The organism is Actinomadura sp. WMMA1423 (genome assembly GCF_006547145.1).
Classification (GTDB): domain Bacteria; phylum Actinomycetota; class Actinomycetes; order Streptosporangiales; family Streptosporangiaceae; genus Spirillospora.
On record NZ_CP041244.1, the window covers coordinates 9101003 to 9125470 of the forward strand.

Genomic DNA, 24468 nt, shown 5'->3' on the forward strand with positions numbered 1-24468 from the left:
GCTCGGTCAGTCCGCTGACCTGCCCTCAGACGGTCTGGGGTCCGGGGTCCATTGGTGCACTTCCTCACGAGCCCAGACCGTCATCCGATGCGATTCGCCGTAGACACGGGCGGCGACCTCTTCGGCCTCCTCGGCGAGGGCCCGTGCCCGAGGGACGTCTCCGAGCTCTCCCTCCTCGTGGGCCAGGGCGAGTTTCGCATCGATCGTGCGGAGATGGAGCGCGCCGAGGGCTTTCTCGCTGTCCTCCATCGCGCGCCGCGCTATGTCGCGGGCACGTGAGTGATCGCCCTCTCGCCCCGTCCATGCGGCGAGCATCGTGAGCAGCAGGATGCGGGTCTGGTGATCGACGTCATCGTTCCTCTGCGCACCGTCTGTGAGTGCCTCTAGCCACCGAACCGCCTCAGCGGTTAGGGCGGGGTCGTCGAATCGCATCAGGACCGCGGTGATGTTGCGCAGGGAATCCTCGACGGTTTCTGGCTCCTCGGTGAGTGAGTCCTCCACCAGGTCCCGCCAGCAGCGCACTGCACGGCGTCGATCGCCGCAGTAGAGCGTCCATACCGCGACCTCGAACCGGGCGTTCCGGTAGACCCAGTGGCCGGTGCCATGAACACGGGCGGCGGTGTCCGCGACTTCGCGAGCCATGGCCAGGGCCTCGCCGGGGCTGCGCACGTCCCCCAACTGGCGGATGAACATGATGCGGCTGTCCAGGGTCAACGGATGTTCGGCGCCGAGGATCCGCGTGCTGTCGGCCACGACGGCTTCGGCGAGTTCGTACGCGGCCTGGACGTCACCGTGGTTCTCGTACCGGCGGCCGACCCACCAGGCGATCTGGGCGCGCAGCCGAATGATCTTTTCTGGCGGGGCCCCGGCCCGCGACGCGGCACGCACCGCTCGCTCCAGCCAGGAGACCACGTCCTCGTCCCGGGCGGTCTCGCGCATCATGAGGGAGAAGTCGTGCGCGGCCTCGTAGTGGCCGCCGACGAACGCCTTGGTCAGCGCCTGCTCGGCGACATCCAGTCGATGGCGCAGGAAGGCGGACCAGGCCACGTTGATGGCGTCGGCGGGCGGCACGAAGGCGACCACGGCCTGCCATGCGTGCGGTGGGACGTCCGGAAAGGAGGGCGTGTCATCGGCCGCGTCCGCCAGGTAGTCGAAAGCGACGTAATGATCGTCCGGCGCGGGCACCAGCAGGCTGCTGGTCGTGTGCAGCGGCTCTGTCGCCCACTCCAATGCCTGCTCCCAGGATTCCAGCCGTAAATGGAAGCGGGCCGCCCCCTCCAGGTACGACTGATGCATCGACTGAAGGAACGCGACGGGGAGCGGCAGGTGGTATCCGGCGCGGCGGACGTCGACCGCGGCCGTGACCAGCGCGGCCGCGCGCGGCCTGCCCTCCGGCCACGAACCCCGGGCGTCCTGCCATTCCCTGAAGAGCTCCGGCCCCGCCGCCAGGTACTGCGCCACCCCGAAATGCTCGGCCTGCTCCAACGCTTTGGCGATCCGGCGATCGTGGGCCTCGTTCGCCGCTTCCCGGCGGTCCCCGGTCGACCACAGACGCTCGATGCGAATCTCGCGGGCCAGGTCCAGTACCCCGGCGGCCTGCCGGAGGGAGTGCTGCTCCTCGTCTCCCTCGGGGCGCACGAGTCGTGAACTGTAACGGGCCCGTTCGTGCGAGCGCATCGTCGCCAGCACGATCCGGTGGCCTCCGGGTGTGGCCAGGAGCGAGCTGACCATCTCGGCCGTCAGCCCCTTCGCGCCCAGGTAGAGCTCCAGGTCGTCCAGCCACAGCACGCTCTTGCCGTGCCGGGCGGCCGAGGCCAGCGCGCTCGGCAGGTCGTCCCGCGTAGGGGGACGGACGAAGACGTGATCGGGCAGGCACGTTCGCATCGCCTCATAAGCCGCTCTTGTCTTGCCTGCGGTGGACTCTCCGACCACCAGGACGAACCCGGTGAACCGCAGCGCGTCCTCCAGTTCGCCACTGCGCTCACGGCGGATGAAGGGCGGGCATCTGTCGATCTCTCCGGTGTCCGTGACGAGCGTGAAAGCGGGGTGGACGCCCACGGCCAGCGGATCGTCCAGGTCCCGGACGCGCCGCACCGGGCCGCGACGCTCGTGCGCCGGCTCCAGCGGTGACCGGCGGTCGATCGAGCGCTCCGCGCGGACGGTGAGCGTCCCCGCCACCGCGCTGGTCAGGGCCACCAGCGCCGAACCGGCCAACGCGGGCAGCGACGAGGCCAGCAGCGACGCCACGGCTCCGGCCGCCGCGGCGGCCATCAGAAGCCACCAACCGCGCATCGCCCGCCGCATGTTCCGCAGCATCATCGTGCCCATACTCCTCGCCGAGCCCGGCCACTGCGGATACCGCTGCCGCCGCCGGCGGCCGACGTCGCCGGTGGGCCGACGGCCTCCGGTCAGGTCGTCTCCGGCCCCTGGGTCTGGTTCAGGTCGTGCTCGATCCGGGACCCGGTCACCGACTGCCTGCCCGGGCCGGCCATCTTCTGGTTCAGGGATGCGCCCACTGTGACGTCGTCCACCCGCTGCTCGCCCCCACCCCCGTCACCGCCGCCACCCGCGTCACCGATGGTCAGCCAGGCCTGCAGGCCGCCGCCGACCACGACCAGCACTCCCGCGGCCGCCCACCAGGCCATGGCCCAATGCTGGGTCAGCATGCCGGTCGCCACGTTCACCGCCGCCGCGATCGCCACCGTTCCCGCCGCCGCGATGCCCCGCTTGGCCCTCTGAACCACTGATGCCTCCCGCGCCGCCGGTGGATGGAGGACTCCTACCCAGGCTTCGCATGCGCTTCCCGCTGCCCGGTACCGGCGTCCTGTTCCGGCCTGGACGGCGTATGCGGTGCTGTTCGGCGACCGGCCGAAGTAGGTTTGGTCGGGCGTGACGCCGGGCGCCGGGGGGTGCTGATGAGCAGCAGGGTGGACGCGGGCGCGGTCGACGTCCGAGAACGAGGGCGGCCGTCCTGAGGGGGTGGCGCCCGCGGCGGCGGGCGGCGCCGGGCGGCGTGCGCAACGTGCTCGACTCCTTCGTCGGCGGGGACGTCAACCAGCCGCAGGGCGATGTGATCACCGGGAACAACGGCGTGGTCGTCACCGGCGGCATCGAGATCCGGATCGGTGACGGCGAGGCGGCGGCGGTCTTCGCCGCGGAACTCCAGGAGCGCGCCGACCGGGCCGCGCGGCGCAGCGAGCGGACGATCGCCGGCCTCGCCCATGCCCTGCGGCGGCTCAACGACCGGATCGCGACGTTGACCGCCCAGCGGGACGAGTGGCGTGACCGGTTCCTGGCCGAACGGGCGGCATTGCGTGACGCCACCGAGGCCCTGGCGGCCCTCCAGGGAACGGCCCAGCGCGTTCAGGAGGTCAAATCCCGGCGGTCCCATGCCGAAGGCCTTCTCGAAGAAGCCCATCTCCAGCACGCTCGTGCGGAGTTCCTGCGGGAGAAGGCGGCCGGCCGGGGAGAGGGCGGGGCTGGACGCTCCAGCACGGGTGGAGCCGATTCCGTCCGCCCCACCGTTCCGGGGGAGGGCCGTGAGGCCGACGCCTTCGTCCTGGTCGAGGCCGATGCCAGGCCACGGGAGGTCTGGAGCGAGACGGACGATCTGCAGGATGAGCCGGCGATGATGCGAGCGGCCGAGGAGGACCTCGCCACAGGGCGGCGTGAACTGCGACAGCTGGCCCTGGACATCGCCAGGATGGACGAGAGGCCTTCCGCTGCCGGCGGCGATCGCGAGCGTCCGCTGCGCATCGGCGTCTTCGGTGCCGCCCGCTGCGGCAAGAGCGCCTTCCTGGCCGCGATGAGCATCGCCGCAGCCCGCAGCGGAGGCACGTGGACGGTCGTCGGCACCGACGATGCATCCGCCGGCTTCCTCACGGAGGGGGCCTACCGGCTCGCCGTCGAGAAGACGTTCCGGGTACCGGCGCCTCCGCGGGAACTGGCCTGCGAGTTACGGCACCGCGGTGCCCAGGGCCGCGACACGTGGGTCCGCATCGAACTCGTGGAGATCTCCGGCGAGGACCCTTCCGCCGCCGAGATCGGCCGGCTGGCGGCCTGCGATGGGCTGGTCTACCTGGTCGATTTCCTGGAGGAGAAGGGATCCGACGCCTACGGCTTCCTGCAGAGGGTCTTGATGCGGCTGGAACTGGAAGCATCGAGAGAGCCCGGAGCCGTACTCCCGCAGAGCCTCAGCGTCTGCGTCTCGAAGGCCGACGACGTCAGGATCCTGGCGCATGCCGAACGGCTCGGCCTCCTCGCGGCCGACGAGCGGGCGAGACCGACCGTCACCGCGGCCGAGGAACTGTTCGAGGCCATGTGCGATGCGGGGTTCATCCCGAACTCCGACCTCATCCCGGGGCTGGTCCGCGGGCACTTCGCGCGGAGCGCGACAGCGTACTTCTTCACATCCGCGACCGGCTTCTACCGGGCCGAGGGTTCGAGCGCGGTGAGCCGGGACGACCTGCAGAACGTGATACCCGACGAGTCCGGCGCCTGGAGGATACGAGGCCGGATCGACCCGGTGAACGTGCTGGAGCCTCTGGTCTGGCACACCTCCATCGGGCGGCGGCGTCGTTCCCGGCGGTGGTTCTCCCGCACGCGCTAGGTGTTCTGTCCCGTGAGGTTGGGGACGCGGCTGGCGGGTGGGTGGCCGCCGAGTGCGGTGTGTCCGCGGTGGTGATTGTAGGTGTGCAGCCAGTGCGGGAGTGCCTGGCGGCGTTGGGTCTCTGAGGGGTAGGGCTGGTTGTAGGCCCATTCGTCGAGAAGGGTGCGGTTGAACCGTTCGACCTTGCCGTTGGTCTGGGGCCGGTAGGGGCGGGTGCGTTTGTGGGCGATGCCGGCGGCGGTGAGGGTGTCGTGCCATAGCCGTGAGCGGTAGCACGAGCCGTTGTCGGTCAGCACGCGCTGCACCGTGATGCCGGCGTCGGTGAAGAATGCCTGGGCCCGCTGCCAGAACGCGGCGGCGGTCTCTTTGGTCTCGTCGGGCAGGATCTCGGTGTAGGCCAGGCGGGAGTGGTCGTCTACGGCGTTGTGCAGGTAGCCGTAGCCCAGGTTGGGGCGGCCGTGCACGGTGCGGGACCGGTGGGGGTCGCGGTGGGCCGAGGAGTTGCGGCCGCCGGTGGCGCGGCCGTGCACGCGGTGGCCGCCGCCGTCGGGGATGTTGCCGAGTTTCTTGATGTCGACGTGGACCAGGTCGCCGGGCGCGGGATGCTCGTAGCGGCGGACGGTGCGGCCGGTGGCGCGGTCCAGGTGCCGTAGGTGGGGCAGGCCGTAGCGGGTCAGGACACGGTGGACGGTGGCGGGGTTGAGGCCGAGCAGGTAGGCGATGCGGGCCGGTCCCCACCGGCGCAGTACCCGCACCTTGATGATCCGCCGCTCGGTCCGGGTGGGGGTACGGCGCGGACTGCGGTGCGGGCGCGAGGACCGGTCGGCCATCCCGGCCTCGCCCAGCTCCCGATACCGCGCGGCCCATCTCCGGGCGGTGCCGACCGAGACCTGGAACCGTTCGGCGGCCCGCCGCAGCGGCCAGCGGCCATCGACCACGCAGCGGGCCAGGCGCAGGCGTCCGGTCTCGGTCAGCGGGGCATTACGGTGGGGCATGAGGGCCTCCTGTGGTGCCGGTGCAGATGTCGCAATCCACACCGAACCCGGAGGCCCTCCCTCATATCAAGATCATCCAACCGTGCCGCCGTGTTCCCAACCTCCGTGGGCAGTACAGCTAGACCGGTCCGGCCGTGATCCCGGTGGCCTCCGGTAGCCGGGCTGCCTCCGGCTCGCAGGTCCGGGGGAGCCTACCGGACGCTGCCCCGCGTCACCTTCACCGACCCCGAGATCGGGGCCGTGGGGCTGACGGAGCGCCAGGCGCGCGCCCGGGGCCTGCGCGTGCGCACCGGCTCGGCGCCGATCGCCTCGTCCGCGCGCGGCCTGATCCACGGACCCGGCAACGAGGGGTTCGTCAAGCTCGTCCAGGACGCCGACCGCGGCGTCCTGGACGGCGGGACCTCGGTCGGTCCGGCGGGAGGCGAGGTGCTGAGGACGTGCACCCGACTGCTTTGGAGAGGGGCGGTGCAGAGATCTGTGACGCCTTTGCGGCATTGATTTCTGGCAGATACGGATCCCGGGAGCCCCGGTAAATAGGTGTCACAGGCCAGGTGGCTGTCCGGTCATATCTGTGAGTCGGCCGGCACGCGGTCGGCCCGGTACGGAATTCGGCCAATGGCGGGAAAGGCGTGTCCGCGCACATGCCATTTCGGGCTCGGTGGCCGTCTGGACCGATCCGTTGCATGGAACAGGAGAGAACCATGACCAGTCCTCCCACCCGCGCGGCCTTCCTCCTCCGGAGGCGGCCCGTCGCCCCGGCGATCGTCCTCGCCGCGCTCGCCGGCGTCGTGCTGAGCCTCAGCCCGACGCAGAGCGCCTTCTCCCAGGAGCACCGCTCGGGGAGGGCGAAGGCCACGATCGTGCTCGTGCACGGAGCATGGGCCGACGCCTCGAGCTGGAACAAGGTCGTCACCAGGCTCCAGGGCGACGGGTACAGGGTCGCCGCGGTGGCCAACCCCCTGCGATCGCTGTCCGGGGACGCCGCGTACGTCCGGACCTACCTGGAGTCGCTCGACGGGCCCATCGTCCTCGTCGGCCACTCCTACGGCGGCGCCGTGATCACCAACGCCGCCACGGGGAATCCGAACGTCAAGGCGCTCGTCTACGTCAACGCCTTCGCGCCGGACGAGGGCGAGACCCCGACGGCGCTCGCCGGGCCGGACTCCGCGCTCTCGGTCCCGGACCCCACCACCGTGCTGGACTTCGTCCCCGCCACCCTTCCGCCCACCGAGGCGACCGACCTCTACCTCAAGAAGTCGACCGTCTTCGAATCGTTCGCGACGGGCCTGAGCGCGCAGGACAAGGCGCTCGTGGTGGCGACCCAGCGGCCGGCCGCGCTCGGCGCGCTGAACGGGGTGTCCGGGGCCCCCGCCTGGAAGCAGATCCCGTCCTGGTACCTCATCGGGAGGAACGACAAGATCATCCCGGCCTCCGCCGAGCGGGCCATGGCCAAGAGGGCCGGCTCCACCGTCACCGAATACGACGCCGGGCACCTCGGCCTGATGACGGACCCCAGGACCGTCGTCCAGGAGATCGAGCGCGCCGAGCGGGCGAGCATCCGCTAGCGGAGCGTCCGCGCGGGGGCCACGTCCGGCCCGGGGTCCCTACGGCCCCGGGCCGGACGTGTTCGTAAGGGCCCCCGGGCCGCGCGGGGGCCTGTCACAGATGGGCGGGCGGTCCTGTCTTAGCTGGCGGACGCCCGGCCGGACCAGGCGGGTCCAGGCCCATCGTGGAGGTGCGGGCGCAATGGAGAACCTGATCAGCGGCGCTGGCACGCCGCCCCGATCGCGGGCTGACGAGACGAGCCTGCGGTACGCCACGGCGCAGGGGCGGTGGGTGATCGCCGCCACCGTCCTCGGATCGGCGGTCGCCTCGCTCGACGCGACCGTGGTCGGCATCGCCCTGCCCGCCATCGGCCGCGACTTCGGGACGGGCCTGGCGGCCCTGCAGTGGATCGTCACCGCCTACACCCTCACCCTCGCCGGGCTGCTGCTCGTCGCGGGCGCCCTCGGCGACCGGTACGGCCGCCGCCGCGTGTTCCTCGCCGGGGTCGTCTGGTTCGCGCTCGCGTCCACCCTCTGCGCGATCGCGCCGACCCCCGGCACCCTCATCGCCGCTCGTGCCCTGCAAGGCGTCGGCGCGGCGCTGCTCACCCCCGGCAGCCTCGCGATCCTGCAGGCCTCGTTCCATCCCGACGACCGCTCCCGGGCGATCGGCGCATGGTCCGGGCTGAGCGGCGTCGCGGCGGCCGCCGGCCCCTTCATCGGAGGCTGGCTCGTCCAGGCGGCCAGTTGGCGGCTCATCTTCCTGATCAACCTGCCGGTGGCAGCGGTGGTCGTCGCCCTGACGCTGCGGCACGTCCCCGAGTCCCGCGACCCGGACTCCGCGGGCCGGATCGACGTCGCCGGCGGCGCCCTCGCCACCCTGGGCCTCGTCGGCCTGACCTACGGGCTGATCAAGGGCGTGTCCGGGGTCCCGGCGATCGTCGCGGGCGCCCTGCTGCTGACCGGCTTCGTCCTGCTGGAGGGCCGGATCCGCCGTCCGATGCTGCCGCTCGGCCTCTTCCGCTCCCGGCAGTTCAGCGTGACGAACACCGTCACCTTCGTCGTGTACGGGGCGCTGGGCGGCGCCCTGTTCCTGCTGCCGATCCAGTTGCAGCAGGTCTCCGGCTACTCCGCGTTCGAGGCGGGCGTCTCCGTCCTGCCGGTCACCGCGGTCATGCTCGCCCTGTCGGCCCGGTCCGGCGCCCTCGCGGCCCGCGTCGGCCCCCGGTTGCAGATGGGCCTGGGCCCGATCGTCATCGGTACCGGCTTCGGCCTGTTCGTCCGCATCGGCCCGTCGGGGAACTACCTCACCGAGACCCTGCCCGCCGTCACCGTCCTCGGACTCGGACTGGCGATCACCGTCGCGCCGCTGACGGCCACGGTCCTCGCCGCCGTTCCCGCCGAGCACGCCGGGATGGCCTCGGCCGTCAACAACGACGTGGCCCGCGCCGCCTCACTCGTCGCCGTGGCGGTCTTCCCGGCGCTCGCCGGAATCACCGGAAGCGCCTACCTGCACCCCGCGACGTTCTCCGCCGGCTTCCACACCGCCGCCCTCCTCGCCGCGTGCCTCTGCGTCCTCGCGGGGCTCCTGGCGGCGGCCGCCGTCCGCAACCCGCCCCGGCCGCCGCGATCGCAGGGCTTCCACTGCGCCGTGGACGCCCCGCCGCTCCAGGACGGGCACGGAAGGCGCGGCCACGCGGCACCGTGATCGAGGCGGATGCCGGTCACGCACCACTCCCATCGCGGCTCTTGCCCGGCAGCGCTAGCGGGCCGTCTCACCGGTGCCCAGCAGCTCGCGGCGGGTCCGCTCGGCGAACGCCCGCATGCCGATCGTGGCGAACATCTCGTGCGCGGTGCGCAGTTCCTTCCGCGCGTCGGCCTGCCGGCCCTCGCCGAGCAGCCACTCGCCGTAGAGCAGGTGCGCGCGGGCGAGTTCGCGCCGCAAGCCGGTGCGGCGCAACCGGTCGACCGCCTCGCGGTACCAGCACTCGGCGTCCTCGCGCTCGCTGAGCAGCGCCCGGGCACGCGCGTAGAATCCCAGCGCCCAGTCACTGCGCTCGATGCGGGTCGCACCCCCGCCTCTCCGCGCACCATCAGCGCCCGCCCGCGTCCCGACCGCAGATCCCGCAGGAGGTCGTGGAGCGCGGCGCGTTCCCGCTCCCGGTCCAACAGCGCCGGCGATGCCTCGGGGCCAGTCCCCACACCCATTCCCGCCACCATTCTTCGCAAGCCCGTCGGCGTGATCTTCTGCCGTCTCCGCGCCGTCTGCCGCCTGTCGCGGAATGGACGGCTTTTTCTTGTCCTCCAAGCCGCCGGTCGTTCACTCTGGCCAGGACCGGGTGCGGCGGAAGGCGGACCGCACGCGACCCGGGGACCACGCCGCCGGCAGGACGGCGGGCCGCCGGTACCGGGCTCAGGGGATGCGGCGCTCGGTGCGGGACCTTCGCGTGTACTCCTGGCCGAGGGCGAAGAGCAGCCATGTGAGGGCGGAGGCGTCGTCGACGATGCCGAACGGCAGGAAGAAGTCCGGGATGAGGTCGACCGGGGAGACGATGTAGACCACCGCGACCACCATCGCGACGATCTTGCCGGTCGAGGTCCGGTAGTAGGCCTGGGCGGCCGAGCCCGCGGGCCCACCACGGCGGCGCCTGCGCAGGCGGAGGATGCCCGCGATCAGCAGGACCGCGCCGACGGCCATGACGGCGGCTCCCGCAAGGGTGATGTCGACGCCGCCCAGGTCGCCGTCCACGGTGAGTGCCGGAACGGCACCCGCGACGAGGAGGATGAGACCGAGCCAGATCATGCGCACCTCCGGGGGGACGTGTCCTCCGGTATTGCCGTTCCGGACGGTTTCACTCCGGTCCGGGTACGTGGATGCCCCTCTGCGGCGAGGCCCGTGCGTCCACCGCCGGCATGCCGCCCCTCGATGCGAGCGCTTAGCCAGAGCTTGACGGGCCGGCTACCCGAAAACGCCGCACGCGCGGCATCGCAGCCGCGCGAACGGGAATTCTCCCTTGCCGTACAGGCGGTGACAGAGGCAGTGCCCGCGACAAGGAGGAATCCGAATGCCGGACCAAGGCAGCCTTCCGGCGCCGAGCCAGGGGCTCGTGCTCACGCACTTCCTGACCGTCCGGGACGTGGCCGTCTCCCGGGACTTCTACGCGGACGTCCTCGGCGGCACGGTGGTGCTCCCGGAGAACCCGGCCATCGTGCAGGTGGCCAACACCTGGATCATCATGAACCCCGGCGGCGGCCCCACCCCGGACAAGCCCGATGTCGTCCTGAGGCCGCCCGAACCCGGCGATCCGGTGTCGACCTTCCTCAACGTCCGGGTCGCCGACATCGAGGCGTTCTACGCCGCGGCCACCGCCCGGGGCGCGGAGTTCCTGACCGAGCCGCTGGACCGCAAGGCGGAGATCCGCTGCTACATGCGCGACCCTGACGGCTATCTCATCGAGGTCGGGCAGGCCACGGGCATGCTCCACGGCGTCTTCGCCGACCGTCCCGCGACCGGCTAGGGGAGGGGCTGGGGGATCGCGTCGCCCGGGGCCAGGAGCCGGCGGATGCGGTCGTACTCGGCGGCCATCTCCGGTGTCGCCAGGAAGTCGTCGAGATCGGCGGAGACCTCGTGGTCGACCTCCTCGATGGAGCGGTTGGCGAGTTCGTAGAGCTCGCCGCGCCGGTTCTGCTCCAGGTAGCTCTGCCAGTGCGTCAACGCCATGATGGCGGTGAGGACTCCGCCGTCCAGATCGTCGTCGACGAGGATGCCGTCATGGACCGTCGCGAGCAGGTCCTGCAACTCGGCGGCGCTGATCGTCAGGACGTTCTCGCAGGCGGTGGCGAGGGCCGCCCGGGCGTCGTCGGTGAGCTCGTCCTCGGCCGCGCCGCGCAGCGGCTCCGGCCGCACCAGACGGGTGACCGTGTCCTCTGCGAAGGCGCGGACGTCGTCCTCGGCCGCCTCGATGATCAGCCGGAGGACCTCGGCCTCGAGTTCCCTGTGGTTCACGCCTGAAGCCTAAGCGGTCGGTCCGGATCTTCCGGGGACGGGAGGTAGGGGCGGAAGTGGTCGGCGACGATGCCGGCGACGGTCTCGGCATCGCGGGTCCCGTCGACTTCGATCACGCGGATGCCGAGGCGCCGGGCGGCGCGGACGGCGTCGTCGGCGACGAGGCGGTCCCGTTCGACCCGGTTGCGCTGGGCCCGGGCGGGGTCGCTGACCTTCGTCCCGACGGCGGCGGCCCGGCCGAGCTCGCGCAGTTGCCGGTCGCGGAACGCCTCGGTGGGCACCATGACGGCCATCCGCCGGGGCGAGTCGATGATCGGTGCGACCAGCTCGGGGCGCAGCCCCCAGCCTTCGGCGATGACGGGGCGCCCGGCGACCAGCGCGCGCAGGTCGTCCAGGACCCATTCGAAGCGGACGGGGAAGCCGGCGAGCGTTTCGGCGGCCATCTCCTCCGGGGTCGTGTTCACCCAGACGGCGTCGGGGTCCGGATCGGCGGGCGGATGGCCGAGCCCGACCCGGCGGGCGATCCGGCGGTCGTTGTGGCCGCGGGCGTCGTGGTAGTCGTAGTTGTAGGCGGTCAGCCCGTACCGTCGCGCCAGCAGCCGGGCCACGGTGGATTTGCCCGCCCACTGCCCGCCGCCGATCCACAGGATCCGGTCGAGCGTGCCGAAGGGGTCCGGGACTCGGCCGGCGGCGGTGCGCTCGGTCACGGCTCCCCGGCCCTGGCGCGGCCGGTGCCCGCGGCGGCCAGCCGCGCGGTCGCGGCGGCGCGGCCCGCCTCGAAGGCCGTGTGCAGGAGGGCGCCGTCCGACTCCAGGCGGCCGATGCGCGGGGAGTCCTCCGGAGGGCGGATCGACAGCACGGCGGGCCCGCCGTGGTCCTGGTCGGCGTCGTGCCGGGCGAGCAGCAGGTCCGCCTCGGCCAGCCGGGCGTCCCGGGTGAGGAAGGTGGCCTTCAACTCCGCCGTGAAGCGGCGCAGCCCGACGTCGGCGACCAGCCGGGAGCCGATCGAGGGGTTCCGGCGTTCCGGTGCCCGGTCGCCCAGCCTGCGCGAGCGGAGGACCAGCACGTGGGTCGCCCCGTCCCGCAGCGCCTGGCCGAAGGGGATCGCCTCGGCGACGCCGGCGTCGTAGTAGAGGCCGGGCCCGACCGCGACCGGCCGTCCGGACAGCAGGGGCAGCGCGGCGCTGGCCCGCAGCGCCAGCCGCAGCGCGGTCTCGTCGACGAGGGCGCCGTGCAGGTCCACCACGCCGCCGGTGACGACGTCGGTGGCCAGGGGATGGAACTCGACCGGGCCGGCCAGCACCGAGGCGTAGTCGAGCGGGAACCGGCGGATGTACACCTCCTCGACCAGCTGCTCGACGTCCACGATCGGACGCCCGCGCAGCAGATTGCGCTTGCGGATCAGCGTCCGGGCGAAGACCGGGTCGGTCCAGCCGCGCAGCCCCTCGGGGGTGGAGCTGAGCAGCCAGGCCGCCGAGATCGCGCCCGCCGACGAGCCGTAGACCGCGTCGAACAGCGGCAGCAGTCCGAGCTCGTGCACCGCCAGTGCCATGCCCGCCGAAACGGTGCCGCGCATGCCGCCGCCCTCGATGGCCAGCGCCACGCGGTGCCCGTCCTCCCGGGCGCCCGGCCGGCTGCCCGCGGCGGCCCGCTCCGCAAGGACCGGCAGTAGCCGGTGCCGGGTCTCCACGCCCATGTCCCCTCCTCCGTCGCGGGGGCGTCCCGCTCGGGCGCCCCCACCGAAGTCCATCGTGCCGTCGCCGCGCACGAACGGTCGAGCATGATGACGAAGATCACGCCCCTCGGCGCCGAGCCCGCGCCCGCTTCACCGGTGTTCAGGAGGCGGGCCGGGTCCAGGGGGTGAGACGGGCGCGAAGGGCTGCTTCGTCAAGGCCGAAGTCGTCGGGGGTGTAGCGGTGGGCGCCCTTGGCGGAACGGGGATGGGCGGCGTGGTAGCGGTCGGTGAGGGCGGCCGGGTCGCCGGGGGCGAGGCCCGCGGCGGCGTAGATGCGTTGGAGGACGGCGGGAGCGTCCTGGACGAGGTCGTCGTAGGCGATGTCGAGGAGTCCGACGGAGCCGGCATGCGGGCCGCGGCGGAAGGCGTGGGCGCGGCGGAGCCACAGCTCGGTCTGGTCGGTCAGGAAGCGGCCCACGTCGGCGGCGTCGACGTGGTCGCTGTAGGTGGAGCGGAAGACGCAGAAGAGGCTGGCGCCCGAGGCGACGGTCCGGACGATGTCGCGATGCAGGACGATCACGGTGGCGCCGGGGAAGGCCGCCGCGAGGGCGGGGAGCTCGGCGAGATGGGCGGGGGCCTTGAGGAGCCAGCGGCGGCCGTCGGCGGCGTCGAGCGTGGACAGGGCGTGGCGGTAGTCCAGGTAGGTGCCGGTGAGGTCCTGGCCCGCGAGCCACCGGCTGTACCCCTCCAGCCGGACGGTGGCGCTGAAGCCCCAGTTCCGGAACCCGGGGTTCATCGCGACGACGCATTCCTCGGGCAGGCGCGGGCCGTGGTCGTGGACGGTCGCCAGGGCGGGGTTGAGCAGGTTCAGCAGGTCGTTGGCCGCCGAGCCGGCCTGGACGAGTTCCTCACGCCGCTCCGGGGAGGCTCCGGCGAACTTCCAGGGCAGGGCGAGTTCGGCGGGGAGCGGGGCGCGCAGGCGGGGATCGGTGGCCAGGAGCCGGTAGAGGAAGGTCGTCCCGGTGCGCCAGCCCCCGGTGATGACGATGGGCGGCCGGTCGAGGGGACGGTCGGCGCGGGGGAGGCGGTTCATCGCGAGGCGGGCGCGCAGACCGGCGACCGCGGTGCCGCGCACCATGCGGGCGCCGACGGCGTTGAGGCGGCCGTCGTCGCGCGCGGAGGCCAGGTACCGCTCCAGGGCCTCGCGCCAGACCGCGGGGTCTCCGAGCCCCGCGGGGTCGTTGCCGCGCAAAGCGGCGGCGATGACGGGGCCGGGGTCGAGGGCGTAGGCGTCGGGGCGGGCGGCGCGGTCGGCCTCGGCCGCGGCGTGGACCTCGTCGGCCCGCGGAGTGCGCCGGGGCGGGTGCCAAGTGGTCATGAGCCGCTTCCCAACCGGTCGATCCGGCAGGTGCGGACGCGCGGGGGCGGCGGCGGGCGCTCGGCGTGCAGCCAGCGCAGCACGACCAGCCCGGACGGACGGCCCTCGGTGTCCAGCCAGTCGCAGCCGGGGGCGTCCGGGCGCCGGGAGGCCAGGACGAGCCGGTAGCGGCCGTCGCGGAGCGTGGCGTTGCCGCCGGTCCGCGACACCGTCCGGTGCCGGTAGTCGAGGGAGTTGAGGTACCTGCTGTAGAGCAGGACGTTCCAGTGGCGGCAGGGGACGGCCTCGCCCTCGATGACGAGGGCCTCGTCCGGGCCGAGCCGCCAGGCGCCGCGCTGGTAGTGGATGCCGGGCTCGGTGTAGGCGGCGCCGCCTGCCATCTCCGCCCAGTGGTGCACGGTGTTGGGTTCGACCTGGCCGTCCACCGCCGCGAACACGTCCGGCATCATCCGCATGGTCCCGGCGAGCCGCCGCAGCCGGTGCCGGAACCGCGCCGCCTCGATCGGCGGCGGAGGCCGGGGCGGGGCCAGCGGCTCGATGGCGCACCAGCCGGGCCGGTCGGTGGCGACGTCGTCGTGGAAGTGGCGGACCCACAGCTGCCCGTTGCCCTCGGGCAGCGGCAGCCAGGGGCCGGACCGAGGCCGTTCACCGCCGACGAGCAGGGAGAACTCGCCGGACGGGCCCGCGGTGAGCTCGTCGCCGTCGATCCGGGCCGCGGCGGCCGCTCCGCCGGAGGAGGCGGTGTAGGCGGTGATCGAGGTGTAGACGGCGTCCCCGGGGTGGCCGGTCACCCGGTACCGCCGGTCGCCGCGCACGTCGGCGACCCAGTAGCGGGTGTCGGGGTTGTCCATGAAGAACTTCTGCCGCCAGCCGTTGAACGGGACGAGTTCGGGCCGGTCGCGGTCGGCCTCGAACCGGGCGAGCTGGTGGTGCAGGCCGCGCAGCAGCGCCCGGTAGCCGTCGGCGCGCTCGTCCTCGGACAGGTCGCCGGCGTCGTCGTCGAGCCGGCGTCCCGCCGCCGCCAGCGCGTCGACGAGCTCGGCCCAGGCCTGCGCTTCGGCGGTCATGCCGCCTCGCCGGGGCGCGCGGCGGGCGCGTACTGGACACTGCGGTGCGTCATGGTCGCTCCGGGGAAGAGGTCGCGGTCAGGGACGGACTCGGTCGTCAAGGACGTAGTGCGGCGTCGGGTCGTCGATGAGGATCCCCGGCTCGGCCGCGCACACGGCGGGGAGCGCGTCGAGGATCGCGCGGACCGAGGCGGCGGTGACGGGGTTGGTGCGGTCGGTGCCGGACGCGCCGGGGCTCGGGTCGAAGGTGAGCCGGGTCCGCAGGGTCGACGGGTCGCCGGTGATCTCGATGGTGTAGTCGACCGGGCTGTGGCCCTCGCGGTCGGGGTAGGGCAGGTCGTCGCCGCGGAAGGCGTTGGGGGCGCCGAGGTACCAGCACTCCTCGTTGGTGAAGAAGCAGCGGTCGCCCAGGTAGCCCTTGTGCGTGAGGTGCAGTGCCGCGGTCCGGCCGGGTTCGACGGTGAAGCCGGACCGGGTCTGGAACCGCTCGGCCGCCGGGATGCCCCGCAGGTCGTGGACGACCCGGACCTCGTCCATCGACGCGCCGAACAGGTGGTGGGCGACGTTGCCGGTCAGGTCGCCGTAGTACAGGTCGCCGAACAGCGCCAGCGGCTTGCCGGCACCCAGCTCGGCCGGGTCGGAGCCGAACCCGATGCGGCCGAGCCCGCCCCACATCGCGCCCGCCGCGGCGGCGAAGTCGACCGCCTCAACGCACCGCACGTGCGAGACGGCCGAGACGCCGCGCGCCATCGTCATCGCGACCCGCTCGATCATGAACGTCGGATGGACGCCGGTGCCGTGCAGCGTGGCGCGGCCCGTCCGGCACGCCTCCACCAGCCGGGAGGGCGGCGGGCGGGACGCCGTCAGCCAGTTCGGCATCGCCGCGTTGTGGTAGGCGGCCGTGGAGATGACGTTCTTGCCGGACTCCAGCAGGGCGATCACGTCGGCGTCCAGCTTCGCCCCGAGGGCGTCGGGCCGGGGCGTGACGATCACGCAGTCGGCGTCCAGGGCGAGGATCTCCCGCGCCGACGTGGTCGCCGCCACCCCGATCGGGCCGAGGCCGAGCAGGTCGCCCAGGTCCGCGCCGTGCTTGCGTTCGCTGAACACCTTCGCACCGGCCAGTTCGATGTCCGGCCTGCGGTGGGCGGCCCTGGCGACGGCCCCGCCCACCTCTCCCGGACCCCAGACGACCACCCGGTAAGCCCTGCCCATCGCTCGTCCTCGCTCCCGCCCGGTCTGGACGATCCGCCGGACGGGGCGCTAACTTACAGATCGTAAGTTAGCGCGGCAAGGGGGAGGGGGCATCCGGCGGATGGCCACACGCCGACGGCTGAGCGGACCGGAGCGGCGCGCCCAGATCCTGGACGTCACCCGCCGGATCGTGGTCGAGCAGGGCTACCACGCGGTCACCTTCGAGCGGGTCGCGGCGGAGTGCGGCGTCACCCGCGCCGTCCTCTACCAGCAGTTCGACACGCTGCCCGGGCTCCTGGTCGCACTGATCGACCGCGAGGTCGAGCACGCCTTCAGGGGTTTCCGCCAGGCCGTCACGCGTCCCGTCCCGCCGGGCGAGGACCCCTTCACCGCCGGCCTGGCCGGTGTCCTGGAGGCCGTCGACGCCGCTCCCGCCACCTGGCGGATGTTCATGCTGCCCGCCGAGGGCGGCCCGCCCGAGCTGCACCAGCGGCTGGCGGAGGCCCGCGCGGTGACGCGCTCCCACCTCCACAAGATCACCGGCCACCAGGACGACCCCGACCTGAGCATCCGCGTCCTGCACGCGCTCGCCGACGAGCTCGTCCGCCTGCGCCTCACCGAGCCGGACGACCACCCCGTCGAGCGGCTCCTGGCCCAGTCCCGCCGCATCGCCCGGGCCTGCCTCGACCCGGCCCCCGCCCGCGACTGAGCCGGGCGGGCTTCCGCGCCGGACTCCACGGTCGAATCCGCGTCCGTCGCCAGGCCGGCGGGTAACGCATACGCTCGCGATACGGTCCGCCGTCTTCAATGCAGGGCATGGAGCCCAGCGCATCACCGTCAGCCTCGACCCGTCGTACACGCGTGATCGTGGTCGCCGGTCTGGTGGTCCTCGCAGCGGCGGTCGCCGCGTTCGGCCCGGTCGGCATGGTTCTGAGGATGCTGGCCATGCCGCTCCGCAGGCCGGAGCCGCATGTCCTGGTCGGCACGTTCAACGGCGTGGGACTCATCACGGTGGCCGCACTGCCGGTGGCCGCGCTGGCGGTCTGGCTCCTGGCGCGCCGCCGCAGGGCCGCGGGCGTCCCCTCGGCGTGGCGGATGTCGCTGGCCGAGGTCGGGCTCGTCTACGGCACGGTGCCGTGGGTGTGGATGATCCTGCTGCCGGGCGACGAGAACGGCGCCGTCGTGAACCTGGTGCCGCTGCGGGACCTGCTCGCGATGGACACCGGCCAGATCGTCGGAAACCTGCTGGTCTTCGCGGCGCTGGGGTTCCTCGCCCCGCTGCGGTTCGCGGCGCTGGCGTCGGTGCCGCGCGTCATGGCGCTCGCTGCGGGCTGTTCGGTGCTGGTCGAGACCGCGCAGTACGTCCTGCGGCTGGACCGGGTGTCGTCGGTGGACGACGTACTGCTCAACACCGCGGGGGCCGGGCTCGCCGCCCTGGCATCGCGCTACTGGTGGCGCGGCGCCTCTCCCGCCTCCGCTCCGGTGTCGATGCGGTAGCCGACGCCCGGCGCGGTGGCGATGATCCAGGGTTCGCCGAGGCGTTTGCGCAGTGCCGAGACGGTGATGCGGACGGCGTTGGTGAACGGGTCGGCGTTCTCGTCCCACGCGCGTTCCAGGAGTTCCTCGGCGCTGACGACTCCGCCCTCGGCGGCGACGAGGACTTCGAGCACGGCGAACTGCTTCCTGGTCAGCGCGACGTAGCGGCCGTCCCGGAAGACCTCGCGGCGGAACGGGTCCAGCCGCAGGCCCGCGATCTCCCGTACGGGAGGCCTGTAGTGCGCGCGCCTTCGGTCGAGCGCCCTGAGCCTGAGCACGAGCTCCTGGAGCTCGAACGGCTTGGTGAGGTAGTCGTCGGCGCCGAGTTCGAAGCCGGAGGCCTTGTCGTCGAGGCGGTCGGCCGCGGTCAGCATGAGGATCGGCATGCCGCTGCCGGAGGCGACGATGCGCCGGGCGACCTCGTCGCCGGTGGGTCCGGGGATGTCGCGGTCGAGGACGGCGATGTCGTAGGCGTTGACGCTCAGCAGCTCCAGAGCGGTGTCGCCGTCGCCGGCGATGTCGGCGGCGATCGCCTCCAGGCGAAGGCCGTCGCGGATGGCCTCGGCCATGTAGGGCTCGTCCTCGGCGATCAGCACGCGCATGCCCCGATGCTACGAGTCGCCGCATATCGCGGACGTATCGAGAACCCCGCACGAGCCGGCCGTGTACCGGGCTGGTCCGCGCTGTCGGTCTCTTTCGGGCCTCTATCCCCGTAAGCGGCATGGTGGCATATTGGATCGGGGCTTTCTTGGGGACGCGGCGATTTGTGATCTTTGTTTCTAGGGGCACGCGATGCGGTCGTTACGGTTGATAATGGTCCCGGTGCTCTGCGTCATGCTCGCGGCCTGCGGCGGCTCGCGAGACAAGGGGGCGGAAGGGGCGCCGTTCGGGGCGGGGAATCCGTCCGGCCCGCCCGGTGCCACCGGAACCGGCGAGCAGCCGCAGGGGCACGGGGCGCCCTACCGGGTTCCGAACTACGGTGCGGAGGTCGATGGGGCGGATCTCGCCGATCCGGAGCAGTGGGCGGAGGTTCGGAAATGGCTCCTGGAGCCCTGCCCCGGCGGGACGGAGTGCGTCCACGTGGAGCGCAGGTATCAGCCCTACGACGGGCGAGCGAGCGGATGCAAGCTCTTCGGGACCGAACCCGCGGCCGGTACGCCCCTGGAGTACGGGCAGACCATCGTGGCGTTGGGCTCGGCGCCGTGCTCCGGGACGAGCGGGCCTTCACCCGAGGTGAGCACGCCGATCGAGAGTCCGCCGGTCGAAAGCCCGCCGGTCGAGAGTCCGCCGGTCGAGAGTCCGGCGCCGGTGGAGGGCGAGACCTCCCCGGCGAGCGTTCCGTGAGCGTTGCGGAACCGGCCGGGAACGAGGCGCCGGCCGGCGCCTCGCCGGCGGCCTCGGGGCTGCAGCAGTTGCTCAAGGTGGTCGGCGCCGTCGTGGCGCCCACCACCCTGCTGACGGCGCTCGCGTACTACTTCGGCTGGCTGTACGCCTTCTACTATTTCGACTACCTCGGCGTGAGTTCGACCGTGCTGAACCCGAGCGTGACGGACTATTTCGTGAACAGCGTCGATGCGCTGTTCGCGCCCGTCACCATTTCGGCGGCGGGGGCCCTGCTGGTGTTCTGGGGGCATGCGGCCCTGCGCGTCCGGCTGGCGGCCCGGCCGCACGACCGCCTGCTGCGGATCGCCCTCCCGGCGATGACGGGCCTGGGGGTCGCCCTGGCCGGAGCCGGATTGTGGACGGTCTACTTCCCGACACCGTTGCGCAACCATGTCGTGGCGGCTCCGTCGGTCCTGGCGGCCGGTGTGCTGCTGCTCGGGTACGCGGTCCACCTGTGGCGGTCCATCGGCGCGCGGCGCACGGAGGCGCCCGCCTGGCGGCTCGCCGCGGAATGGACGCTGGTCTTCGCGATCGTCGGCATCTGCCTCTTCTGGGCCGCCGCCGGCTACGCCGCCGAGGTGGGGCGCGGGCGGGCCGCCGAACTGGTCCGGAGCCTGCCGTCCATGCCCCCCGTCGTCCTCTACAGCCAGCGCAATCTGGGCATCGACGCTCCCGGTGTGCGTGAGACGCGCTGCCGCGCACAGGACGCGGTCTACCGCCATCGCTATGACGGGCTGCGGCTGGTGCGGTTCTCCAGCGACCAGTATCTGCTGCTGCCCGTTCAGTGGTCGCGCGGTCGAGGCGTCGCCATCGTCCTGCCCCGCTCCGACTCGGTACGACTGGAGTTCCGGCCCTCCACCGCGCGGGCGGGCATCCCGCCCGTCGGCTGCTGACGCCCCTCCGAGACCGAAGGACGGATCACCGGAGCGCATCGGCCGCTCTCCGAGGTGGTGCCCCACATCGGCGTGTGGTGCGCGGGAAACGAAGCGTACATGAGTTGAAGGATTGTTCAATTTGCTAGGCTTGCAATCTGGTGGACGGGCCGTGCGGGGCGGCCGCGGGGTGAGAGGAGCGGTGGCGTGGGACGTGGGCGCGCGAAGGCGAAGCAGACGAAGGTCGCGCGGCGGCTGAAGTACGGCGGTGGGGGCGGCGATCTGGAGCGGTTGCGGCGCGAGCTGGGTGCCGGCGACTCCCCGGAGCAGGGCGCCGATGAGGCGGAGGAGAAGAGCGGCTCGGACGGCTCGGACGGGGACCGCTGATGCCGGTTCCGCTGCACCAGGCCAAGGCGGAGCTCTTCAAGACGCTGGGGCACCCGGTGCGGGTGCGGGTGCTGGAACTGCTGTGCGAGCGGCCGATGCCGGTGCGGGACCTGCTGGCGGCGATCGACGTCGAGGCGTCCAACCTGTCCCAGCAGTTGGCGGTGCTGCGGCGGGCGGGGATCGTCACCGCCCGCCGCGAGGGAGCCACGGTGACCTACGAGCTGGCGGGCGGGGACGTGTCGGAGCTGATGCGCGCGGCCCGGCGCATCCTCACCGACCTGCTCGCCGACCAGGGCCGGCTGCTGGCCGAACTCCAGGCCGAGGCCCGGTGACGGGCTCCGCGATCCGGCGGCTGCGCGGGCTGCTGCCCCGCCGGTCGGACTGGGCGCCCGCGCGCCGGTCGCCCGGCCGGGATCTGACGGCCGGGCTGGTCGTGGCGGTGGTGGCGCTGCCGCTGGCGCTGGCGTTCGGGATCAGTTCGGGGCTCGGCGCCCAGGCCGGCCTGGTCACCGCGATCGTGGCGGGGACGCTGGCGGCGGTGTTCGGCGGCAGCAACCTGCAGGTGTCCGGGCCGACCGGCGCGATGACGGTCGTGCTCGCGCCGATCGTCGCCGAGCACGGGGCCGACGGCGTGCTCATGGTCGGGCTGATGGCGGGGATCATCCTGCTGGGGATGGCGGCGCTGCGCGCGGGCCGGTTCGCCGCGCTGCTCCCCACCCCGGTCATCGAGGGGTTCACCGCCGGCATCGCCGTGGTCATCGCCCTCCAGCAGGTGCCCGCCGCGCTCGGGGTGACCGGCCCGCACGCGGAGAAGGTGTGGCAGGCCGCGGGGCAGGCCGCCGTCCGGTTCGCCCAGCATCCGACCGCCGCCGCCCCGGCCATGGCGGTGGCGGTCGCCGCGCTGATGCTGGCCGGTGCCCGGATCCGTCCGACCGTGCCGTTCTCGCTGATCGGCATCGTGGGGGCCACCCTGGTCGCGGAGGCCGCCTCGCTGGACGTCGCCCGCATCGGCGCGCTGCCGGCCGGACTGCCCGCGCCGACCCTGGGATTCCTGGACGCCGGCGCGGCGGCGGCGCTGCTGCCCTCGGCGCTGGCGGTGGCGGCGCTGGCCGCGCTGGAGAGCCTGCTGTGCGCCACGGTCGCCGACGCCATGAGCGTCGGCGAGAGGCACGACCCCGACCGCGAGCTGTTCGGGCAGGGCGTCGCCAACCTGGCCGCGCCGTTGCTGGGCGGGGTCCCCGCGACCGCGGCGATCGCGCGCACCGCGGTCAACGTCCGGGCCGGCGCCCGGTCCAGGCTGGCCGCCCTCACCCACGCCGCCGTGCTGGCCGCCATCGTCCTGGCCGCCGGGAGCCTGGTCGGCCGCATCCCGCTGGCGGCGCTGGCCGGGGTGCTGCTGGCCACCACCGTCCGCATGGTGGAGGCCGGGTCGCTGCGCGCGATCGCGCGGGCCACCCGCGGCGACGCGGTCGTGCTGGTCCTGACCTTCGCGGTCACCGTCGTGTTCGACCTGATCACCGCGGTGGCCGTCGGCGTCGCGCTGGCCGTCGTGGTGGCGCTGCGCGCCGTCGCCGCCTCCGGCCGCCTCGACCAGGTGCCCCTCAGGGACGGCGGCACCGAAGGCGACCACTCCGCCGAGGAGCAGCGGCTCCTGGACGAGCACATCGTCGCCTACCGCTTCGACGGCCCGCTCTTCTTCGCCGCCGCGCACCGCTTCCTGCTGGAACTGTCGGAGGTCGGCGACGTCCGGATCGTCATCCTGCGGATGTCGCGGATCTCGGCGCTGGACGCGACCGGCGCCGGTGTCCTCGGCGACGCCATCACCCGGTTGGAGGACCGCGGCATCACCGTCCTGGTCTCCGGCGTCAGGCCCGGCCACGACCAGATCCTGGCCGCCCTCGGCGTCGCCGAGCACCTACGCCGCGACGGCCTGGTCTTCCCCACGACCCCCGACGCGATCGCCCATGCCCGCGCCCGCCTCGGCGCCGACGGAGTCCTGCCGCCCGACGGCCCCGCCGAACGGCCCAGCCTCACCCCTGAGCCGTCCACCTGACCCCGGGCTCCGGCCCGATCGGACGCCGCCTGCAAGGTTCATGACCGGGAACGGGCTCCGGCGTCTCTGGCCGACCTGGCCCTGGCTCTGTACTCGGTCGGCGTCAGCCCCACGAGTTCACGGAAGCGCCGTGCGAAATACGTGGGGTCGTCCCATCCCACGGCCGCGCCGACGCGCGCGGCCGGGAGGTCGGAGCCGGCGAGCAGGTCGGCGGCCCGCTCGGCCCGGATCCGGGCCAGGTGGTTCAGCGGGGACACCCCCACGTGCCGGACGAAGAGGCGCCCCAGGTAGTCGGGGTCGAGGCCGGCGGCGCGCGCGAGGCCGTCCAGCCTCCAGGCGTCGGCGGGCGCCTCCTCCATCCGGGCGATCGAGGCGGCGACCGCCGGGTGCGGGGCGGGCGCGGTGTCGCCCGGTGCGCTCGCGTCGGCGAGGATGCCGAGGACGGTGACGAGCCTGCCCAGCGCTCGGCCCGTACGCGGACGCGGCCCTGCCATGTCCGCATCGAGAAGCCCGATCTGCTCCATGGCCTCGTCGGCGGCGTCCGGCCCGAGGACGGTCACCGCCACGCCCCTGGAGCCGGGCGCCACCGGCTCGGTCCACAACAGGCGGCGAAGCGCTTGGACCTGGTACATGCCGCCCAGTTCGGAACGCAGCGCCTGCGCCGACACGCAGCAGTTGGCGACGACGAGGTCCGCGCAGTCCTCGAAGGAGTGCCACGCGCCCGGCCGGAGCACGACGGCCTGGCCGTGCCGCAGCCGGTGCTCCCCTCGGGCGGTCACGTGCGTGCCCTGGCCGGTCCCGATGACGGCGATCTCGACGAAGTCGTGTGCGTGGGCTCGGACGTCCGAGGACAGCCGGTGCACGCCTCCCCAGACCGGACCGTCCGCGAACAGCCCCTGCTCGTGCAGCACCGTCGCCATGTCGGAATCGTACGAGTACTGGACGGGATCCGCCTAGGCGCGGGCGCACGGTGCCGGGAGGCTGTCGGCATGCGCAGAGAGACAGACATCGGTCCGGACGGACGCCTCCCCGACGATCTCGTCAACGGCTACCGGGAGCACGGTTTTGTACGAGTCCGCGGGGTGCTCGGGCCCGAGCAGGTCGAGCGCTTCGGGGCGGCTGCGGATGCGTACCTCGAAGGCCACCGCGGGGACAGCCTGGAGAAGGGCGGCGCCTTCAGCCAGCTGGTCAACGTCTGGCAGGCCGACCAGGACCTGCGGGACCTCACGTTCGACCGGCGCCTCGGCCGGATCGCCGAGCAGCTGGCCGGATTTCCGGTGCGGCTGTGGCACGACCAGATGCTGGTGAAGGAGCCGCACAGCAACACCGCCACGGAGTTCCACCAGGACCGGCCGTACTGGCCGCACGCCGGTGACCGGCTCCCGCTCTCGGCGTGGATCGCGCTGGTCGACGTCCCGCCCGAACGGGGGTGCATGACGTTCCTGCCCGGCACCCAGGACCGCAGCGGCCTGCGCGCGCAGGATCTCCACGACGAGGACGACCTGTTCGCGGTGGATCCGGAGCTCCGGTGGATCCCGCGGGTGACCGTCCCGCTCCGAGCGGGGGACTGCACCTTCCACAGCGGCTACACCGGTCACATGGCCTTGCCGAACTCGACCGATCTGGCGAGGCTCGCGCACGTCGTCATCTACATGGACGCGGAGACCGCCTTCAGCGGCGGCTCACACCCCGTGACCGACTCCCTGGGCCTCGCCAAGGGAACCCGGCTGGACGGCGACGCCTTCCCGCGCCCGTGGGCGTGAGCCGCTGCC

The 24468-nt window shown here is 73.1% G+C and carries 26 protein-coding genes; 13 read left to right on the forward strand and 13 right to left on the reverse strand.

Translation table 11 applies throughout. The annotated features are described in order from the left end of the window. Window positions 1-6 precede the first annotated feature (6 nt). On the reverse strand, window positions 7-2304 hold the full coding sequence (locus FKD65_RS41965) for a hypothetical protein (RefSeq protein ID WP_141585535.1): 2298 nt from the start codon (window positions 2302-2304) through the stop codon (window positions 7-9). Between the two features lie 104 nt (window positions 2305-2408). Beyond that, window positions 2409-2744: a hypothetical protein gene (locus tag FKD65_RS41970; RefSeq protein WP_141585537.1), complete on the reverse strand. Its 336-nt coding sequence runs from the start codon at window positions 2742-2744 to the stop codon at window positions 2409-2411. A 269-nt stretch (window positions 2745-3013) separates the two neighbouring features. On the opposite strand from FKD65_RS41970, the gene FKD65_RS41975 reads away from it, so the two are divergent. Further along, the gene (locus tag FKD65_RS41975) at window positions 3014-4609 is read left to right on the forward strand and encodes a hypothetical protein (RefSeq protein WP_141585540.1); all 1596 of its coding nucleotides are present in this window, start codon (window positions 3014-3016) and stop codon (window positions 4607-4609) included. Here FKD65_RS41975 and FKD65_RS41980 read toward each other — a convergent pair. Next, a complete protein-coding gene (locus tag FKD65_RS41980) occupies window positions 4606-5604 on the reverse strand; it encodes an IS481 family transposase (protein WP_141585542.1) in 999 nt (332 codons plus the stop codon). The two genes, FKD65_RS41975 and FKD65_RS41980, sit on opposite strands and share 4 nt — an antisense overlap. Window positions 5605-5805: 201 nt before the next feature. Between FKD65_RS41980 and FKD65_RS41985 the strand changes: the two genes are divergently transcribed. The 3 genes from FKD65_RS41985 (at window position 5806) to FKD65_RS41995 (ending at window position 8856) form a co-directional block, all read left to right on the forward strand. Beyond that, entirely contained in the window at window positions 5806-6102 is a 297-nt protein-coding gene (locus tag FKD65_RS41985) for a hypothetical protein (RefSeq protein ID WP_302931628.1), read from the forward strand. A 203-nt stretch (window positions 6103-6305) separates the two neighbouring features. Then, window positions 6306-7169: an alpha/beta fold hydrolase gene (locus tag FKD65_RS41990; protein ID WP_141585546.1), complete on the forward strand. Its 864-nt coding sequence runs from the start codon at window positions 6306-6308 to the stop codon at window positions 7167-7169. A gap of 181 nt (window positions 7170-7350) precedes the next feature. Further along, on the forward strand, window positions 7351-8856 hold the full coding sequence (locus FKD65_RS41995) for an MFS transporter (protein ID WP_141585549.1): 1506 nt from the start codon (window positions 7351-7353) through the stop codon (window positions 8854-8856). Between the two features lie 54 nt (window positions 8857-8910). Here FKD65_RS41995 and FKD65_RS42000 read toward each other — a convergent pair whose 3' ends face one another. Continuing rightward, window positions 8911-9108: a hypothetical protein gene (locus tag FKD65_RS42000; RefSeq protein ID WP_141585551.1), complete on the reverse strand. Its 198-nt coding sequence runs from the start codon at window positions 9106-9108 to the stop codon at window positions 8911-8913. Between the two features lie 453 nt (window positions 9109-9561). Beyond that, the gene (locus FKD65_RS42005; protein WP_141585553.1) at window positions 9562-9951 is read right to left on the reverse strand and encodes a YkvA family protein; all 390 of its coding nucleotides are present in this window, start codon (window positions 9949-9951) and stop codon (window positions 9562-9564) included. A gap of 262 nt (window positions 9952-10213) precedes the next feature. On the opposite strand from FKD65_RS42005, the gene FKD65_RS42010 reads away from it, so the two are divergent. Further along, complete coding sequence (locus FKD65_RS42010; RefSeq protein WP_141585555.1) at window positions 10214-10666, forward strand: VOC family protein; 453 nt, start codon at window positions 10214-10216, stop codon at window positions 10664-10666. On the opposite strand, the gene FKD65_RS42015 is transcribed toward FKD65_RS42010, so the two are convergent. The 6 genes from FKD65_RS42015 to FKD65_RS42040 form a co-directional block, all read right to left on the reverse strand. Further along, window positions 10663-11154, reverse strand: coding sequence for a hypothetical protein (locus FKD65_RS42015; RefSeq protein ID WP_141585557.1), 492 nt, complete (start codon window positions 11152-11154; stop codon window positions 10663-10665). The two genes, FKD65_RS42010 and FKD65_RS42015, sit on opposite strands and share 4 nt — an antisense overlap. Beyond that, window positions 11151-11861 carry a hypothetical protein gene (locus tag FKD65_RS42020; RefSeq protein WP_168221378.1) on the reverse strand — a complete coding sequence of 237 codons (711 nt, stop codon included), beginning with the start codon at window positions 11859-11861 and terminating at the stop codon, window positions 11151-11153. The genes FKD65_RS42015 and FKD65_RS42020 overlap by 4 nt, the downstream gene beginning before the upstream one ends. Continuing rightward, entirely contained in the window at window positions 11858-12850 is a 993-nt protein-coding gene (locus FKD65_RS42025; RefSeq protein WP_141585559.1) for a patatin family protein, read from the reverse strand. The genes FKD65_RS42020 and FKD65_RS42025 overlap by 4 nt, the downstream gene beginning before the upstream one ends. 139 nt (window positions 12851-12989) lie before the next feature. Further along, window positions 12990-14207, reverse strand: coding sequence for a sulfotransferase (locus tag FKD65_RS42030; protein WP_141585561.1), 1218 nt, complete (start codon window positions 14205-14207; stop codon window positions 12990-12992). Beyond that, a complete protein-coding gene (locus FKD65_RS42035) occupies window positions 14204-15274 on the reverse strand; it encodes a DUF1214 domain-containing protein (RefSeq protein ID WP_141585564.1) in 1071 nt (356 codons plus the stop codon). The genes FKD65_RS42030 and FKD65_RS42035 overlap by 4 nt, the downstream gene beginning before the upstream one ends. Window positions 15275-15352: 78 nt before the next feature. Next, complete coding sequence (locus tag FKD65_RS42040; RefSeq protein ID WP_141585566.1) at window positions 15353-16486, reverse strand: hypothetical protein; 1134 nt, start codon at window positions 16484-16486, stop codon at window positions 15353-15355. A 100-nt stretch (window positions 16487-16586) separates the two neighbouring features. On the opposite strand from FKD65_RS42040, the gene FKD65_RS42045 reads away from it, so the two are divergent. Beyond that, window positions 16587-17174, forward strand: coding sequence for a TetR/AcrR family transcriptional regulator (locus FKD65_RS42045; protein ID WP_205718463.1), 588 nt, complete (start codon window positions 16587-16589; stop codon window positions 17172-17174). 152 nt (window positions 17175-17326) lie between these two features. Further along, complete coding sequence (locus FKD65_RS42050) at window positions 17327-17962, forward strand: VanZ family protein (RefSeq protein ID WP_205718464.1); 636 nt, start codon at window positions 17327-17329, stop codon at window positions 17960-17962. Here the strand turns inward: FKD65_RS42050 and FKD65_RS42055 are convergent. Then, window positions 17911-18603 (reverse strand): response regulator transcription factor, encoded by a 693-nt coding sequence (locus tag FKD65_RS42055; protein WP_141585568.1) that lies wholly within the window; start codon window positions 18601-18603, stop codon window positions 17911-17913. The genes FKD65_RS42050 and FKD65_RS42055 overlap by 52 nt on opposite strands. 220 nt (window positions 18604-18823) lie before the next feature. Here FKD65_RS42055 and FKD65_RS42060 point away from each other — a divergent pair, with 220 nt between their 5' ends. The 5 genes from FKD65_RS42060 (at window position 18824) to FKD65_RS42080 (ending at window position 22696) form a co-directional block, all read left to right on the forward strand. Beyond that, a complete protein-coding gene (locus tag FKD65_RS42060) occupies window positions 18824-19345 on the forward strand; it encodes a hypothetical protein (RefSeq protein WP_141585570.1) in 522 nt (173 codons plus the stop codon). Then, on the forward strand, window positions 19342-20277 hold the full coding sequence (locus FKD65_RS42065; RefSeq protein WP_141585572.1) for a hypothetical protein: 936 nt from the start codon (window positions 19342-19344) through the stop codon (window positions 20275-20277). The genes FKD65_RS42060 and FKD65_RS42065 overlap by 4 nt, the downstream gene beginning before the upstream one ends. 186 nt (window positions 20278-20463) lie before the next feature. Then, entirely contained in the window at window positions 20464-20643 is a 180-nt protein-coding gene (locus FKD65_RS42070) for a DUF3073 family protein (RefSeq protein WP_141585574.1), read from the forward strand. Beyond that, window positions 20643-20975, forward strand: coding sequence for a helix-turn-helix transcriptional regulator (locus FKD65_RS42075; protein WP_141585576.1), 333 nt, complete (start codon window positions 20643-20645; stop codon window positions 20973-20975). Before FKD65_RS42070 ends, FKD65_RS42075 begins: the two co-directional genes overlap by 1 nt. Beyond that, window positions 20972-22696: a SulP family inorganic anion transporter gene (locus tag FKD65_RS42080; RefSeq protein WP_141585578.1), complete on the forward strand. Its 1725-nt coding sequence runs from the start codon at window positions 20972-20974 to the stop codon at window positions 22694-22696. The genes FKD65_RS42075 and FKD65_RS42080 overlap by 4 nt, the downstream gene beginning before the upstream one ends. Window positions 22697-22734: 38 nt before the next feature. Here the strand turns inward: FKD65_RS42080 and FKD65_RS42085 are convergent, their stop codons facing one another. Further along, window positions 22735-23616, reverse strand: a complete 882-nt coding sequence (locus FKD65_RS42085) for a helix-turn-helix domain-containing protein (protein ID WP_141585580.1) — start codon at window positions 23614-23616, stop codon at window positions 22735-22737. A gap of 69 nt (window positions 23617-23685) precedes the next feature. Here FKD65_RS42085 and FKD65_RS42090 point away from each other — a divergent pair, with 69 nt between their 5' ends. After that, a complete protein-coding gene (locus tag FKD65_RS42090) occupies window positions 23686-24459 on the forward strand; it encodes a phytanoyl-CoA dioxygenase family protein (protein ID WP_141585582.1) in 774 nt (257 codons plus the stop codon). Window positions 24460-24468 lie beyond the last annotated feature (9 nt).